Raw genomic sequence first — 15,419 nt, 5'->3', positions numbered from 1 at the left:
CTCCAAACCAAGTTGGCGGCCGACTGGGCCATTCGAGCCTCGATCTTTGGTGAAGTGCGCTCCGCCTCACTGCTCGTAATCGAGGTGTCCGTTCTCCACCGCCCATCCGATGAAGCGTCCTGCCTCAAATGGGTACCGGTAGTCGCTGGCGAGAATGTCGTCGGCAACCGCTCCTGCCGTGTCTCTCGACAGCCCATGATTGCGGACGGCATCTAGAAGCAACCCAACGGTGCCGCGTAGATCGACGCCTTGCGAAGCGCCCGCGCGCCGGGCAGCACCGTCATCGATAATCGCAGTCCCTGGGAGTGTCTCGCTCAGGGCGAGCACTCCGCACTCGCCCACGTTCGTGACGCCATCCGCACCTACTAAGAATGAGTGATATTTGGAAAAAGCTACAAGGCCGCTTGATTCGACGATCGGCCGTACCGAAATCCAGGACTTTGTTGCGTCGAGGACCAGCGAGAGGTGTGAGTGCCGCTCCGATCCCCGGATCACCTCGTCGTGAACGACATCAGGAATAAGAACCGGGTGATCACCGGCCATCAGCTTGAGCAGACCCAGCCATCCGGCCTTTGCAAAGTGGCTAAGAGGTCGCGCCGTTAGGTCATGGTCGTCGGTCTGGTCGGGTGTCCCAGCGGTAGCGGGTCCAGGCTTCGCGGATCAGTCGTCTGGTGGTGATGATCGCGGCCGCGAGGGCGATGAACGCGTCGATCACGCGGGTGCGGACCTCGGTGCAGATCTGGAGTTTACGGAACCCGCGGGTGTGCCACGAGTTCGTGCGTTCCACGACCCATCGGGCTCCTGTCTGCAGGGGTGTGCCCTTCTTGCTGATGACGTAGTCGCAGCCGAGCGTGTCGAGCAGGTCGCGGGTCTTGCCAGAGTCATAGCCGGCGTCCAGGTGAACGGTGATCCGTTCTGGGAGGTCGAATCCGAACCTGCCCAGCGTGTCCAGCGTGGGCGCCAGCAGGGGTGAGTCGTGACAATTCGCGCCCGCGATCACGCAGCCGAGCGGGATGCCTTTCCCGTCGACGAGGAGGGAGCGTTTCGTGCCCTGCTTCCCGCGGTCTACCGGGGATCGGCCGGCCGCTTCGCCGCCGCAGGGTGCTTTCACGATGCACCCGTCCACCGACAGATCTGTCAGTTCGAGGCCGATCATCTTGTCGTAGGCGTTCAGGCAGATCTGCTCCAGCTCGGCGAAGACCCCGTGCATGATCCATTCGTCGCGTCGGCGGCGGATTGTCGTTGCTGAGCAGCTGCTGTCGGCGATCTTGACGTACGCGGCGCCGAGCACGAGGACCTGCACAAGCTTGTCGAACACGATCCGGTCCGGCACACGAGGCCGGTGGCAGCCGAGTGGGTGCTCATCAGCTACCGGTGGGATGAGCGCTTCGAACTGGTGCCAGATCGGCTCAATGATCGATGATGGAACGGCGGGCACGAGGACTCCGGTTGACGCACGAGATATTCACACATCCGTGATTAACAGGCCTCGTGCCCGTCCCGCCGACAACACGCCGAAATACCACCTATCGGCGCGACCTCTAAGTGGCCCACTGTCGAAGATCCATGGTCGGGTAGAAGCGTCACTCAATTGAGGATCGACCATAGCTCGTCCTCGCGGGCAGGGGACAGCTCGGGCAGGTCTTCCAGCGCGTACGTCGAGTGAAGAAGGTCAAGCGCCCGTTCTGCGCTAATCCGCTCGCCACGGTAGAGGGCTAATACGCCGCGCTCGTACGAGCGCGGCAGCGTCGGCTTCTCCAATTCATACGGCACAATCAGGTCGTAATCGACGATGTCGGCTCGCGTGGTTCGGACCTCCCTGATTCGACCCGCTTCTTCTCGATCGATGATCCCTGTTTCGTGCAATCGTCGAGCCAGGGTGGCCATGTCCACCTGGAAGTGGCTCGCGGTCCTCACAGCAGCGGCACGAAGACCGTCCGCTAGTGCCGTCAGCCAGTACCGGCCAAGGCCTTCTTCTGGAAGTAATAGTGCCCGCGCAAATCGATCGAAGAATGCCTCGGTGCGCCCGCTTTCTGCGCCTTCTGCCACTCGCCAGTCAATGACAAAGTCATCCGCGACGAGGTAGTGGGCCAGTTCGTGGGCGGCGGTGAGGCGGCGGCGACCTAGGTGGCTGGTTCCATTGATGAGCGACAATCCGCCCTGACTGAGTAGCACAGTCCCGCCATCCGCGGAGTCAATGCCCAGATCCTTCACGAATACCAGGAGCCCCAGCCCACCGAACGTTTCCGCCAGCCGAAGCGCCGGCGCACCCTTTTCGAGGTTGAGTTCATCGCGCGCGCGAGCGGCGAGATTGTCAGCGTCGGAAAAAGACTGGGGAACACTCCACGGCTCCCGCGCGGGGAGATGAAAGGACGAACTCTGCTCGGCTAAGAACTCGACATCTCGGGCGAGACGTTCAAGTTCCCGATCGATGGACGCAACTGATGAATCAGCATCCCGGCGAATGCGGTGGGCCACGACCGCCGCTGGCCCGTCCGTCAGTAGCCACTCCACACGCTGACCAACTGCCGACGCGATCTGAGACAGCTCAAGAGCGGAGACGCCGCGCAATCCAGTCTCGATCTTCGCCACAGCTGAACGTGCTAGACCAATTTGCCCGGCGAGGTCCGCCTGAGTCAGACCTGCCTCGGTGCGTGCCTCCGCTATACGGGAACTCAAAATGACTGAATTGATCGGCATGTGTTCGATTGTAGAACAATTCGTTCATCCCGCGCCCATAAAAGAGCGGACGGCTTTTGATAGAACGCCCCACAAGGAGTGGATAGCGAGTCGCCGCGGCAACCTCGCTTGCCGCTCTCATTCCCACGTCTATCGTCGAGACAGGTATCTACTTGGTCGCGTGGTCACAGAGCAAGTGCCTGACGCTGCGCCTGTGCAACCTGCGAAGCCGAAATGCCACTGGGGAGCATGCTAGGGATCGTAAGCCCGTCGTGGAAGAACATGATCTCCGAACCGGAAGTGCGCTCCAGATTGGCGGAGTATGTGAGTCCATAGCGAATTTGGACGGCGCCGGGATACAAGCGAGTGATTTCGGGTCGCGCATCGTAAGACACGATCCACGGGTGCGCCAAAGACGCGACCGACTCAGAAATAAGGACATGGTCGTCGGCATCGTAGAAGTTGTCATAAAGCCCTTCACCCTTCTCGAAGTAAGGGGGGTCAAGGTATAGGAACGCGGGGTCTGCGGCCGGGTCTGACCACTGTTTTACGAATTCCACCGCGTCCTCGTTAGAGACGACGATACTGCTGCGATGACGCCCAATCTTGCGTATGCGTTGCACGAGGGAGTCGACGTTGTAACGAGCATCTACTTTCCACTGACCGGTCTGGTCTAGTCCTCCGATCACACCACCATTAATAATCCCGGATCTGTTTGTGCGGTTGAGAAAGAATGTGGCGAATCCAAGTTCCAGACCCTCAGCCTCTGGCGCCTTGGCTATCTCGCGCTGCTCGTGCCAGGTTTGCATGGTGATTGGAGTGGACTCGATCAGCTGACACAGCTGATCAGTCTGCGACACTGCACTGGACCAAAATGCGTGCACACCGGGATTAAGGTCATTTATGAATGCGCGATCGGCATACCCCTCGTACAGAAGCGAGAGTGCCACCGATGCGCCGCCTGCGTAGGGTTCCACATAATCACGTCCGACCAGAGCATTCTCAATCATCAGTACTTTGACGAAGTTGGCGATCTTGCCCTTGCCGCCGGGGTAACGCAGCGGCGAGGGGTAACGAGACAGCTGGCTCACTTCCAAACCGCCTCTAGAAACGGTTGAAGTTCGTCCCAGGACGTGCGGAGTTCGCTCGGCTTCGGGAAGGCATACGAATTGTGCACGTACTGATTGAACGTCACCATGCTCGCAGCCAAGCCGTGCTTGTTGTTCCCAATCAGCTGAACGACCGAGTGTAGTCCTTTCGGGATTACTTTGGCTTGGTACAGGTGGTCATTCACGTCTTTGAGCCGCTTGGCCAGCGGGGTGTTTGATTTGGTCTCCTCGCTCATCAGGTTGTGGCGTGCCAGGTAGTCATCTATCGAGAGTTCTACAAAAACGCGGAAGAGTACGGATGAGGCGTTGGGATGCTTATCGGCATTCAGCGTGACAAGCTCTTGATACACGTCATTCGTGCGGGGAGCGCTCGGATTGATTTTGGCATCGCTCGCGGCTACTGTCACCCGCTGCGGCTTGGGTTTGATCTTCGGCTTTTTCGGAGTGGGCGCAGGCGTTGATACAGGAACCGCATCGCCCTTTGGCAAATCAATGAGGTTAACCGGCGCCAAAAGCTTCGTCCCCGGATCGGGCATCTCGTCCTTTGTGAAGGTGGCGAGATAGTCCTTACGCAGCTCGTCGTCGTAGATATTCGGCACTGTGATGGTCTTGCTTCGAAGATCGCCGGCGATCTTGCGCAAAGCCTTCGCGATCTCGTCCTTGGGATAACTCGATACCAGCTGCTTGTTTACGACAGTCAGGCCCAGTAGCTCACGGACCGCGGTCGAACCCATCAGGCGCTGAACGTTTGTGGCGATCTTCGCAGTCGACTCGGACGGCCCGTCCACCTCCGCTAGAAAATCAATCACCTGTCCGGAATACGCGCGCACCGCGTTCCCGCCGTGTCGGGCGCGGTAACGATCCTTCTCTTCTGCGCCCCACTCGACGAGACCCACGCCGTCCTGCGCGCCACCATGACGGCTCATCACGAACTCGTTAGCTTTCGGAGCCTCGGCGGGTTCGTAGAGCACGCAGTGGACCACCTCGATGGGGTTCTTCTGGTACTTGTCTGACAGCGATGAGAGTTTTTTGAAATCCGTGGGCGTTAGAGCGGCTTGGACAATGGTGGGCGTCTCGAGCGCCTTTAGAGCGAGCGTCCGGCGGTTGCCTTCCAACACGACGTAGCGTGGCTTCTTATCGGTGGTACGCATGACGCTAAACAGCTGAGCCGGGTCGAGGCCCTTCGATACGATGCTCTCAGCTAGCTTTACGAGCCGCCGGCCCTGATGAGTAGCTAACGCATGTATGGTGGCCTGCTGCGTTTCCACCTCATCGCCCAGACGGGCATTCTGCCGATCCAGGAGCAATTCGCTCACAGGTATATCGGTTCGCTGTGCCATGGTGCCCCCCAGAGTGTTGAAGACCAATCTAGTAGGCAGATAGTCACCAACCGCAACAAACGCACCCACTGCTCGGCGGGCGTGCCTTCCTGCTCCTCACAGTCACCGAGTTCGTCTCCACACGCTGGATTCCCCGGTTGGTCGTCGAGTTCGGAACCCTCCCGATGCTCGCCGACGGCGGCGTACTCGTCGCCCTCAGCTTCGTACTCTGGTCGACACTGGATGCTGTAAGCACCTACCTCAGCATCGTCACCCGACTCCTCGTCTGCGCCCTCGGCGTCTCCCTGATTTTGGTTAGCGGCACCATCGCCGCTATGGACTACGTCGCCGACCCAGGCACGGGATTCACATCCGGCATGCTGCAGCAGCTCGGCGCGTCCGTCGACGCCGCGAAGTCGACGCCTGGCCCAGTCCGGAATGTAGTTTGCGCTCCCTACCGGCGGCATCGGCACCCGGCGGCGGCGCCTCGCGACAGTCCGCCACAGCCAGCCCTGCGTCACATAAAGCTAGAGGTTAGTTAGACAACCAGGTCTTCGATAATGGGTCATTCAAGAGCCCAGAATCAACCGAATGCCCGCGGTCTTAGAAAGACGCCTCACAGTCATTAGCGTCTCCAGCCCGTTTGTCGGGGTTCTCGAGACACAACCGTCTAACGGTCGCTCAAAGACGTCAGCGTGGAGAGACATACCGTACCACCGAAAATCAGGGCTGGCATGACCTCGCTCAGGCGCACTCAGCGTCGCCCGACAAAGGATAACCAAATAGCGGAATCTCAAACTCAAACCAAGACGCCAGCGATACTGGCCATAATCTCGGCGGCCCTGACAATTTCTTAGCGCGACCGTATTTTACTCAGCTGTCGGCTACGCGCAGTGAGGCGAACGTATCAAAACATCTAAGCCTGGACCTTTGTGTCGGATCGAATAGCCCTCCAGGCAGGTGTATCAATTCGGTGCGTCGCTAATTCCCGGCAAGCGATAGGCTCCCAGCGTGCGGGGATTCTGGGATTCGATAGCTCAACTATTCGGGTATGACTCTTGGAGCTGGGGCAGCGCCGGAGAGTGGGCTGGCGCAATCGCCGGTCTTCTCGCGTTTCTCGGAACGATCGCAATCATTTGGATCGACCAGCAGAAGACTCGCTCCCAGCGTGTGCAAGAACGCCTTGAGCTAGCAAACCTATTTTCAACCTCGCTCTCAAGAGGTGGCGTTGAAAACGAGGGTGGCTGGTCGAAGCACACTATGCGTGTCGACATCTTCAACGGTGGTTCACTGCCCGTTCAGCAGGGCATTCTGTATGCACCTGCGGACAAGCACGGGGTGTCGCGTGTCACCTTTGCCGCACGGAACGATCCTGAGGGCGGCGTAGCCAAGTTTGACGATCAACTACCGCGCGTTCTCCCCAACGAGCAGTTCAACATCACCTGGGATTACGCAACGCAGCAGGATGATGCCGACTTCTACGTGGAGTTCGTTGACGGTCGAGGTCGGAAGTATTACCGTCGTCTAGTTGATCAAGAGTTGGTTCCCGAGTTGCCGAAGAAATACCAAAACCTTGGAGCGTTCAGCACTCCAAACAAATTCACCGATCCACAGAAGGCTTTCAAGCAATTCGCTGGACTGCTTTTCAATCCCGACGGCGAGAAGATGCCTAATCCGGCCGATCAAACTGAGCGCGAGCGAGAATGAGGTGGAGCGCTTTCAAGTTGTGCAGTCTGCGGCCTCGTAAGCGTCGTGCGGATCTGGGAGAACGCATGGCAAAAGTTGACACCGTTCCTCGACTACGACACCGAGAAACGAAGAATGATCTGCGTTACAGACGCGATTGATGCGCTGAACGCCAGATTCCGAAGCGCCCTTCGCGTGCGCGGTCACTTCCGCACGGGGCAAGCAGCGCTGAAATGCTTGTGCATTGTCACCAGACCCCAAACCGACAGCCGCAGGATGAGACCGATGGCCGATGTGCTGGAAGCCTGCGCCGAACGCGTTCGCCATCACCTTCGCCGATCGCTGGCCAGCCGCGGTGACCTACGAATTCAAAACGCCGGCATCATCATTACCGTTGCAGACACCGCCCAGCGACAGAGCTGCGATGACCTCCCTCGTGAGCACCCAGTGCAGCCTGACTGGGGCCAGCCGCCGGGCTTCTGTAAGATTACGGGGCCGGGATCGAACCCATCCACCTCGGCGATGAAGGAGCACCATGGCCGACCAGTCCCGACTCGATGCAGTCATCACGCTCGCGCAGCACCGCGGTTTCGTCTTCCCTTCGGGAGACATCTACGGCGGCACGCGCTCGGCGTGGGACTACGGGCCCCTGGGAGTGGCGCTCAAGGAGAACATCAAGAAGCAGTGGTGGAACAGCTTCATTCGCCAGCGCCGCGACATGGTGGGGCTCGACTCGGCGGTCATTCTGCCGTCGGCCGTGTGGGAGGCTTCGGGGCACGTCAAGGTGTTCTCCGACCCTCTGACCGAGTCGCTGATCACGCACAAGCGGTACCGCGCCGACCACTTGTTCGAGGCCTATGAGGCTGAGCACGGGTTTCCTCCGGCGAACGGGCTCGACGACATTGCTGACCCCGAGCATCCGACCAAGGTCGGCCAGTGGTCGCCGATTCGCCAGTTCTCGGGAATGCTGAAGACCTACCTCGGCGTCGTGGACGACGAGACGGGCCTGCACTACCTGCGCCCCGAGACCGCCCAGGGCATCTTCACGAACTTCGCGAACGTGCTGCAGACGAGCCGCAAGAAGCCGCCGTTCGGCATCGGCCAGATCGGCAAGGCGTTTCGCAACGAGATCACTCCCGGAAACTTCATCTTTCGCACGCGCGAGTTCGAGCAGATGGAGATCGAGTTCTTCGTCAAGCCCGGCACCGACGAAGAGTGGCACCAGAAATGGATGGATGCTGTCTGGGACTGGTTCATCGAACTCGGTATGACGCCAGAGAACATCCGCTGGTTCGAGCACCCGAAAGACAAGCTGTCGCACTACTCGAAGCGCACAGTCGACATCGAGTACAAGTTCAACTTCACGGGTAGCGAGTGGGGTGAGCTGATGGGCGTGGCGAACCGCACCGACTTCGACCTGAAGACGCACACCGACGCCTCGGGCAAAGACCTCAGCTACTTCGACCAGGCCAACAACGAGCGGTTCATTCCGTATGTGATTGAGCCGTCGTTCGGCCTGACCCGTGCGCTGATGGCGTTCTTGCTCGACTCGTACGACGAAGAGCAGGTGCCGAACGCCAAGGGCGGCACCGACAAGCGCACGGTGCTGCACCTCGACCCGCGCCTGGCGCCGGTGAAGGTTGCCGTGCTGCCGCTCTCGCGGAACGACACGCTGATTCCGCTGGCCCAGAAGATCGCCGACGACCTGTCTCTGTCGTGGGATGTCGACTACGACGACACGCAGGCGATCGGGCGCCGGTACCGCCGGCAAGACGAGATCGGCACGCCGTATTGTGTCACGGTGGACTTCGACTCGCTCGAAGACAACGCGGTGACCGTGCGCGACCGCGACTCGATGAAGCAGGAGCGCGTGCCGATCGCGGAGCTGCAGGGGTACCTTGCGGAGCGGCTCGTCGGCGCGTAGGGCTGTTCGCCAGACACTGCGCTGGCGCTGAGTTGAAGTCATTATCGGCCTCAATGTCTGAACTGGCAGGAATAGTGGCTTCGCTATTCCGAGTTAGCCCATTAACTCGGAATAACGGCGATGCTATTCCGACTTATGCCCTTAACTCGGAATAGCGCTAAGCTTATTCCGAGGAATGGAGCGAGCGATGACCTGGCCTGCGCACACGTCGCGCGTCGTTCCCTGGCAGTCCCAGTCGAGGCGCGGCACCAGAGAAGACCGGATGCTGCGGGAGATCACTGTCTCGCTGCCGCCCCTCATAGCCGAGCGGAGCTACGTGACTCCGAGCAGTCTGGTGCGAGAGACCGAAGACGCGGTTCGTGACATCACCACCCTCGACCGCGAAACTCTCGGGCCGATCGGCGCGCTCGGCAGTCTCCTCCTCCGAACGGAGTCAATTTCGTCGTCGAAGATCGAACAGATCGAAGCAAGCATCGACGACTACGCCCGGGCTGTCGCTGGAATCAAAGCAAATGAATCCGCGACGTCGATGGTGGCGGCCACCACTGCGCTCAGCGAGATGATCCATTCGGCCGGGTCAAAGCGACGTATCGAGCTGGATGACATCCTCGCCGCACACAAGATCCTCATGGCCGAAGACCCGACGGACGCACCGTATGCCGGCACGCTCCGAACGGTGCAGAACTGGATCATGGGCTCCGACCATTCCCCCCGTGGGGCGATCCACGTGCCGCCGCCTCCCGAGACGGTCAGCGAATACATGACCGATCTGATCGCGTTCGCCAATCGCGACGATGTTCCTGCGGTCGCCCAGGCGGCAATCGTGCACGCCCAGTTCGAGTCGATTCACCCCTTCACCGACGGCAATGGTCGAATCGGGCGCGCGCTCATCAACGCCGTGTTTCGTCGACGAGGTCTCACGGAGAACACCGTCATCCCGATCGCTTCTGCAATGGTCGCCAACCGCCAGCAGTATTTCGACCTCGTCAACGACTACCGCACGGGCACCATCGATCCATTCGTACGCAGCCTCGCCGCGGCGATGACGGTCTCCGCCCGCGAGTCCCGGGTGTCTGCCGGCAGACTCGCCGTGCTTCCCAGCGAATGGCAAGCGGCCGCAAACCCTCGTGTCGGGAGCGCCCTGACGAAGATTCTCGAGGGGCTCGCCGAGCATCCGATTCTCTCAGCCGAAGACGCCATCAGGTTCACCGGGGCGCCGTCGTCGAGCATCTACGCGGCAATGGAGCGACTCGAAGCCGCCGGAATCATTCACCAGGTCACGAACCGCCAGCGCGACAAGGTCTGGGGTGCGACCCAAGTGCTCGATGAACTCGACGAACTCACCAAACGAATCGCCGTCGAGATGAATCGCGCCGGCTGACGATCGACCGGCGGTTTACACGCCCGACACTTTTGTGGTGTTCACTGGAGCAACATCGCCGCACTGCGATGAGGGCGCCACGAACGGCGGCACCCGCAGAAAGGGCACCGTGGATCTCAATACCGTCACCGAGGTCTCGCTTGCGAGAAGTCGCGCAGACCTGTCGGCTCTGGGCCCGACCGTCGTGCCGCTGGCCGGCGGCTCTGCGCTCTACGGCGAGCCCCAAGACCACCTCACCGGGCTCGTCGACCTGATGACGCTCGGATGGCCGTCGCTCACCGTCGTCGACGACGGGCTCGAGATCGCAGCGACCTGCACGGTAGCCGAGCTCTCGACGTTTCCGTCGCAACCGGGCTGGAACGCGCATCCGGCGTTCTACCAGTGCTGCACCGCCTTTCTGGCCGGATTCAAGGTCTGGAACGTCGCGACCGTCGGCGGCAACCTCTGTGCGGCTCTCCCCGCAGGCCCCATGACCTCCCTCGCAGCTGCCCTCGACGGCGAGGCGCTGGTCTGGCTGGCCGACGGCACAGAGCAACGGATGCCCGTTACCGACTTCATCACCGGCAACAAGACCACGGCGCTGAACCCCGGCGACGTTCTGCGTTCGATCACGCTCCCAATACACTCCCTTGAAGCGCGCGTGGCGTTCCGCAAGATCGCCCTCTCACCGATCGGCCGCTCGGGTCTCGTGATTCTCGGGCGCGTCGACAAGGATGACTCCTTCGTGCTGACCGTCACCGGCGGCACGGTTCGCCCCATTCAGCTGCGCTACGCCTCGCTGCCCTCGGCAGAAACTCTGAAGGCCGATGTCCTCGCCATCACCGAGTGGTTCAGCGACGCTCACGGCGCTGCCGACTGGCGCCGGGGCGTTGCCGCAGTGCTCGCCGAAGAGATCCGGGAGGAGCTGTCATGAAATTCGTCGTCAACGGGTCAGAGATCGAGGCTGCCCCCCGGGCCGGCCAGGTGCTGCGCACCCTGCTGCGTGAGAACGAGCACTTCGAGGTCAAGAAGGGCTGCGACACCGGCGACTGCGGCGCATGCTCTGTGCTGGTCGACGGCACACCGGTTCACTCGTGCGTGTACCCGGCCCACCGCATCGAGGGGCATGAGGTGACCACGGCGGCAGGGCTCGGCACATTGGAGCACCTGAGCCCGGTGCAACAGAAATTCGTCGATGCCGCCGGATTCCAGTGCGGTTTCTGCACGGCGGGCATGGTCGTCACGGCGACCGCCATCGCCGCCGAGGCAGACAAGGCTGACGCTGACGAGAGACTCACCGACCCTGCCGAACTGCCGCGACTGTTGAAGAACAACCTCTGCCGCTGCACGGGCTATCGTTCGATCCACGACGCGTTCCACGGCGTGACGAACGTGACCGAGAAGTCGACAGAGAACCACACGCAAGCACCCACCCCGAGGCTCGGCGAGATCCGTCGGCTGCGCCCGCTCAGCGGCAAGGAGATGCCCGGCGAAGGCGCAGCATCCACCGAAGACGCCACACCCGGGGCCCCCGCCGCGCTTGGTCAGCCCGCCACTCTCGACGACTTTGCCCAGCACGCCGAGAACCCGGCACCCTCCCCCTCGGTCGGCACCTCCGAGCGAGCCCCCGCCGGCGCCCGCATCGTCACGGGCCAGGAGCGCTACACCCTCGACGTAGCCGTGCCGGGGCTGCTGCACCTCGTCGTTCTGAGAAGCCCGCACGCCCACGCCCGCATCGTCTCGATCGACACCGCCGCCGCCGAGAACCTGCCCGGCGTGGTCGCCGTGCTCACCCACCATGACGCACCAGAGAAGTACTTCTCCACGGCCCGCCACGAGAACCGCACCGACGACCCCGATGACACTCGCGTGCTCGACTCGGTTGTGCGATTCATGGGCCAGCGGGTCGCCGTTGTCGTCGCCGAATCGGTCGGTATCGCCGAAGAGGCATGCCGCCTGCTCGACGTCGTCTACGAGGTTCTGCCCGCAAACTTCAACCCCGCCCTGGCGACAACCCCCGGAACCCCGCTCCTCCACGCCGACAAAGACGCCGAAGAAGCCCGCATCGCCGACCCGTCAGCCAACCTCGTGGCAGCGATGCACGGCGAGTACGGCGACGTGGCCCAGGGACTCGCCGAAGCCGACGTCACCGTCAGCGGTACCTGGCAGACCCAGCGCATCTCGGCGGCAGCCCTCGAAACCCACGCCTCCATCGGCTGGGTCGACGACGACGGCCGCCTGGTGCTCCGCTCGAGCTCCCAGGTGCCGTTCCTCGTGCAGAAGGAGCTCTCGCGCCTCTTCGACCTGGAGCTCGACGCGATCCGGGTCTTCACCGCCCGCGTCGGCGGCGGCTTCGGCAGCAAACAGGAGATCCAGACCGAAGACCTCGTCGCCCTCGCCGTGCTGAAGACCGGCCGGCCCGTGCAGTACGAGATGACCCGCACCGACGAGCTGACCGTCGTGCCCTGCCGCCACCCGATGGCCGTCAGCGTCACCCTCGGTGCATCATCCACCGGCAGGCTCACCGCCTTCGCCGTGAAGGTGCTCTCTGACACCGGCGCGTACGGCAACCACGGCCCCGGCGTCATGTACCACAGCTGCTCCGAGTCGATCAGCCTCTACAACTCCCCCAACAAGCGCGTCGACGCCGAAGCGGTCTACACGAACAACATGCCCTCCGGCGCGTTCCGGGGTTACGGCCTCGGCCAGGTGATCTTCGCCGTCGAATCGGCGATGGATGACCTGGCCATCCGCCTCGGAATGAACCCCTTCGAGCTGCGGCGCCTCAACGCGGTCGGCCCGAACGACCCCCTTGTGATCACGCACGTCGAGGGAGACGACCTGAGTTTCGGCGGCAGCTACGGGCTCGACCAGTGCCTCGACCTCGCCGAACGGGCCCTCACCACAGGCAACGGCGTCGAAGCGCCCACCGGGGCCGAGTGGCGCATCGGCGAGGGCATGGCGGCCTCGATGATCGCCACGATCCCGCCCCGCGGCCACTTCGCCGAAGCATCCATCACCCTCAGCCCGCTCGGCGAATACACCCTGAACGTCGGCACCTCGGAGTTCGGCAACGGCACCACGACCGTGCACGCTCAGCTCGCCGCCACCGCACTGAACACCACGGCTGACCGCATCACCGTGCGCCAATCCGACACCGACCTCGTGCCTTACGACACCGGCGCCTTCGGTTCGGCGGGCACGGTCGTCGCGGGCAAGGCATCGCTCGCCGCAGCAGCCGCGCTGGCCGGGCGCCTCTGCGAGGTCGCCGAGTCGCTCACCGGCGTTGCCGCAGGCGAATGGATGCTCGATTCCCACGGCCTCACGACCGGCACCCGTTCCCTCTCCCTCGCCGAGCTCGCCACCGCAACCGCAACGTTGCCGGGCGCGGAGGCAACGCCTGAAACTGTCGCACAACCATCTACCGTGGTCTTCAACGACGCCCCAGAGGGCGAACCCTTCGAGGGCGCCGTGGCCGTCGTCGAATCGACTCCCACAGGGATCACCGCCACCGGCTCTCACGCGGGTGACCACCGCTCGATCTGCTTCAACGTGCAGGCCTTCCGGGTCGCGGTCAACACCCTGACCGGAGACATCCGTATTCTCCAGTCGATTCAGGCCGCCGACGCCGGTTTCGTGATCAACCCCGAGCAGTGCCGTGGCCAGATCGAGGGAGGGGTGGCCCAGGGCATCGGAACGTCGATGTACGAGGAGCTGAAGATCGGCCCCGACGGCACCGTCAAGACGCGCGTGTTCCGCAACTACCACCTGCCGCAGATGGCGGATCTGCCGCCCACGGAGGTCTATTTCACGTCGACAGCCGATGACCTGGGGCCGTACGGCGCCAAGTCCATGAGTGAGGCACCGTTCAATCCGGTGGCCCCCGCACTGGCAAACGCGGTGCGCAACGCTGTGGGTATCAGGCCGTACGAGCTGCCGCTGTCACGCGACAGGGTGTGGCGAATGCTGCAGGGCTGAACCGGGCACCCGGTTATATGCCTGTTACGGCATGGACCGCCTGGTCTGCCCCGGAATAGCGGTGGATCGGGCCGTCTGTCTGGGCGAGCCGTCGACCTGACGCCCCATTCTTCGCTGCCAACACCTCGGCCAGGATCGACACGGCGGTCTCCTCAGGAGAACTCGCGCCCAGGTCGAGGCCGATCGGTGAATGCAGGGCAGCGAGCTCAGTCGCGGAGAGGCTCTGCCTGAGCGCCGCCAGCCGGCGTTCATGTGTCTTTCGCGAACCCATCGCTCCGACGTAGGCAATTGGCAGTCGCAGTGCGACCTCGAGCAACGGCACGTCGAACTTGTCGTCGTGCGTGAGCACGCACACGACGGTTCGGGCGTCGACCTCGGTGCGCGCCAAGTAGTCCGAGGGCCACTCGACGATCACCTCAGACGCAGCCGGAAAGCGGGCGGCGGTGGCGAACACGGGCCTGGCATCGCAGATCGTCACCCGGTAGCCCAACAGGGCGGCGGCCGCCGAGAGCGCTGACGAGAAGTCGACGGCGCCGAAGATGATCATGCGGGGTGGGGTTGCCCGCACGGTGAAGAGCACGTCGAGGGGGCCTTCGTCGCAGTCGACCGTCACTCGGCCTGTGCGGCCGGTCGAGATCCGCGAGGCGAGCTCAGCGAGAAGCCGACGGGCGGTCGTCGGCGAGAGCCTGCCCCCGAGCGACGATGGAGAGCCGCCCCCGAGAATCGCGCCGAGCGCACTGTAGCCCCGCGCACTGTCACCCAGTGCGCTGCCGCCCCGGTCGCTGTCGGCGGGTGCGCTGTCGCCGGGTGCGCTGTCGGCGGGTGCGCTATCGCCGGGTGCGCTATCGGCAACCGCACCGTCAGCAGGCGAGTCGCCGCTAACGACGAGGGCCAGCCCGGAAGGCTGCCCCTCGGCTGCCGCCGCCAATTCGGCCAGGAGCGGGGCCGGAGAGGCGGAGTCGATGACCTGGACGAGCACCTCGATGTGACCGCCGCAGGCCAGGCCGACGGCGAACGCGTCGTCATCGCTGTACCCGAATTCTTCGATCCTGGGCTCCCCGGTGAGCAGCACCTCCTGGCACGCCTCGTAGACGGCTCCCTCGACACAACCGCCGGAGATGCTTCCGATCACCGAACCCGACTCATCGACGGCCATGGCTGTTCCGAGGCTGCGCGGGGCGCTGCCGTCGATCCGGGTCACGGTGGCGACGGCGACGCGCTGCCCCGCGGTGATGCGCGCGAGCAGCGATTCGGCCAGTTCGAGCATCCGGTCTCACCTCTCATCGTCGGCATCAGTCAGTCATCGTCGGCATGGGCCGGTCATCGTCACACGTCGAGGCGGCTCGCTCAGTCAGGCCCGTCGA

General features: G+C 62.8%; 12 protein-coding genes and 1 pseudogene. 7 read left to right on the top strand and 6 right to left on the bottom strand.

The window, feature by feature from the left end:
* Positions 1-66: 66 nt before the first annotated feature.
* From KPL76_RS08390 to KPL76_RS08370, 5 genes are all read right to left on the bottom strand, one after another.
* Complete coding sequence (locus tag KPL76_RS08390; protein WP_216332241.1) at positions 67-543, bottom strand: hypothetical protein; 477 nt, start codon at positions 541-543, stop codon at positions 67-69.
* Between the two features lie 61 nt (positions 544-604).
* A complete protein-coding gene (locus KPL76_RS08385) occupies positions 605-1,438 on the bottom strand; it encodes an IS5 family transposase (RefSeq protein WP_216332239.1) in 834 nt (277 codons plus the stop codon).
* A gap of 149 nt (positions 1,439-1,587) precedes the next feature.
* Positions 1,588-2,700: a helix-turn-helix domain-containing protein gene (locus KPL76_RS08380; RefSeq protein ID WP_216332237.1), complete on the bottom strand. Its 1,113-nt coding sequence runs from the start codon at positions 2,698-2,700 to the stop codon at positions 1,588-1,590.
* A gap of 164 nt (positions 2,701-2,864) precedes the next feature.
* Complete coding sequence (locus tag KPL76_RS08375; protein WP_216332235.1) at positions 2,865-3,770, bottom strand: DNA adenine methylase; 906 nt, start codon at positions 3,768-3,770, stop codon at positions 2,865-2,867.
* Complete coding sequence (locus KPL76_RS08370) at positions 3,767-5,104, bottom strand: hypothetical protein (RefSeq protein ID WP_216332233.1); 1,338 nt, start codon at positions 5,102-5,104, stop codon at positions 3,767-3,769. Before KPL76_RS08370 ends, KPL76_RS08375 begins: the two co-directional genes overlap by 4 nt.
* Positions 5,105-5,265: 161 nt before the next feature.
* Here KPL76_RS08370 and KPL76_RS08365 point away from each other — a divergent pair, with 161 nt between their 5' ends.
* From KPL76_RS08365 to KPL76_RS08340, 7 genes and pseudogenes are all read left to right on the top strand, one after another.
* Positions 5,266-5,649 (top strand): hypothetical protein, encoded by a 384-nt coding sequence (locus KPL76_RS08365; RefSeq protein ID WP_216332231.1) that lies wholly within the window; start codon positions 5,266-5,268, stop codon positions 5,647-5,649.
* A gap of 469 nt (positions 5,650-6,118) precedes the next feature.
* Complete coding sequence (locus tag KPL76_RS08360) at positions 6,119-6,814, top strand: hypothetical protein (protein WP_216332229.1); 696 nt, start codon at positions 6,119-6,121, stop codon at positions 6,812-6,814.
* Between the two features lie 39 nt (positions 6,815-6,853).
* Positions 6,854-7,157 (top strand): annotated as a pseudogene (locus KPL76_RS14750) (transposase); the annotation flags it as partial.
* 171 nt (positions 7,158-7,328) lie between these two features.
* Positions 7,329-8,717, top strand: coding sequence for a glycine--tRNA ligase (locus KPL76_RS08355; protein WP_216332227.1), 1,389 nt, complete (start codon positions 7,329-7,331; stop codon positions 8,715-8,717).
* Positions 8,718-8,904: 187 nt separating this feature from the next.
* Positions 8,905-10,098 carry a Fic family protein gene (locus KPL76_RS08350; RefSeq protein WP_216332225.1) on the top strand — a complete coding sequence of 398 codons (1,194 nt, stop codon included), beginning with the start codon at positions 8,905-8,907 and terminating at the stop codon, positions 10,096-10,098.
* A gap of 109 nt (positions 10,099-10,207) precedes the next feature.
* A complete protein-coding gene (locus KPL76_RS08345; protein ID WP_216332223.1) occupies positions 10,208-11,011 on the top strand; it encodes a xanthine dehydrogenase family protein subunit M in 804 nt (267 codons plus the stop codon).
* Positions 11,008-14,055 (top strand): molybdopterin-dependent oxidoreductase, encoded by a 3,048-nt coding sequence (locus KPL76_RS08340; protein ID WP_216332221.1) that lies wholly within the window; start codon positions 11,008-11,010, stop codon positions 14,053-14,055. Before KPL76_RS08345 ends, KPL76_RS08340 begins: the two co-directional genes overlap by 4 nt.
* 13 nt (positions 14,056-14,068) lie before the next feature.
* Here KPL76_RS08340 and KPL76_RS08335 read toward each other — a convergent pair whose 3' ends face one another.
* Positions 14,069-15,322, bottom strand: coding sequence for an XdhC family protein (locus tag KPL76_RS08335; RefSeq protein ID WP_216332219.1), 1,254 nt, complete (start codon positions 15,320-15,322; stop codon positions 14,069-14,071).
* Between the last annotated feature and the right edge of the window lie 97 nt (positions 15,323-15,419).

Origin of the sequence: Subtercola sp. PAMC28395, from assembly GCF_018889995.1 — a bacterium.
GTDB lineage: Bacteria > Actinomycetota > Actinomycetes > Actinomycetales > Microbacteriaceae > Subtercola.
Note: the sequence above shows the minus strand (reverse complement) of the source record. Positions and strands in the feature narration are given on the sequence as shown.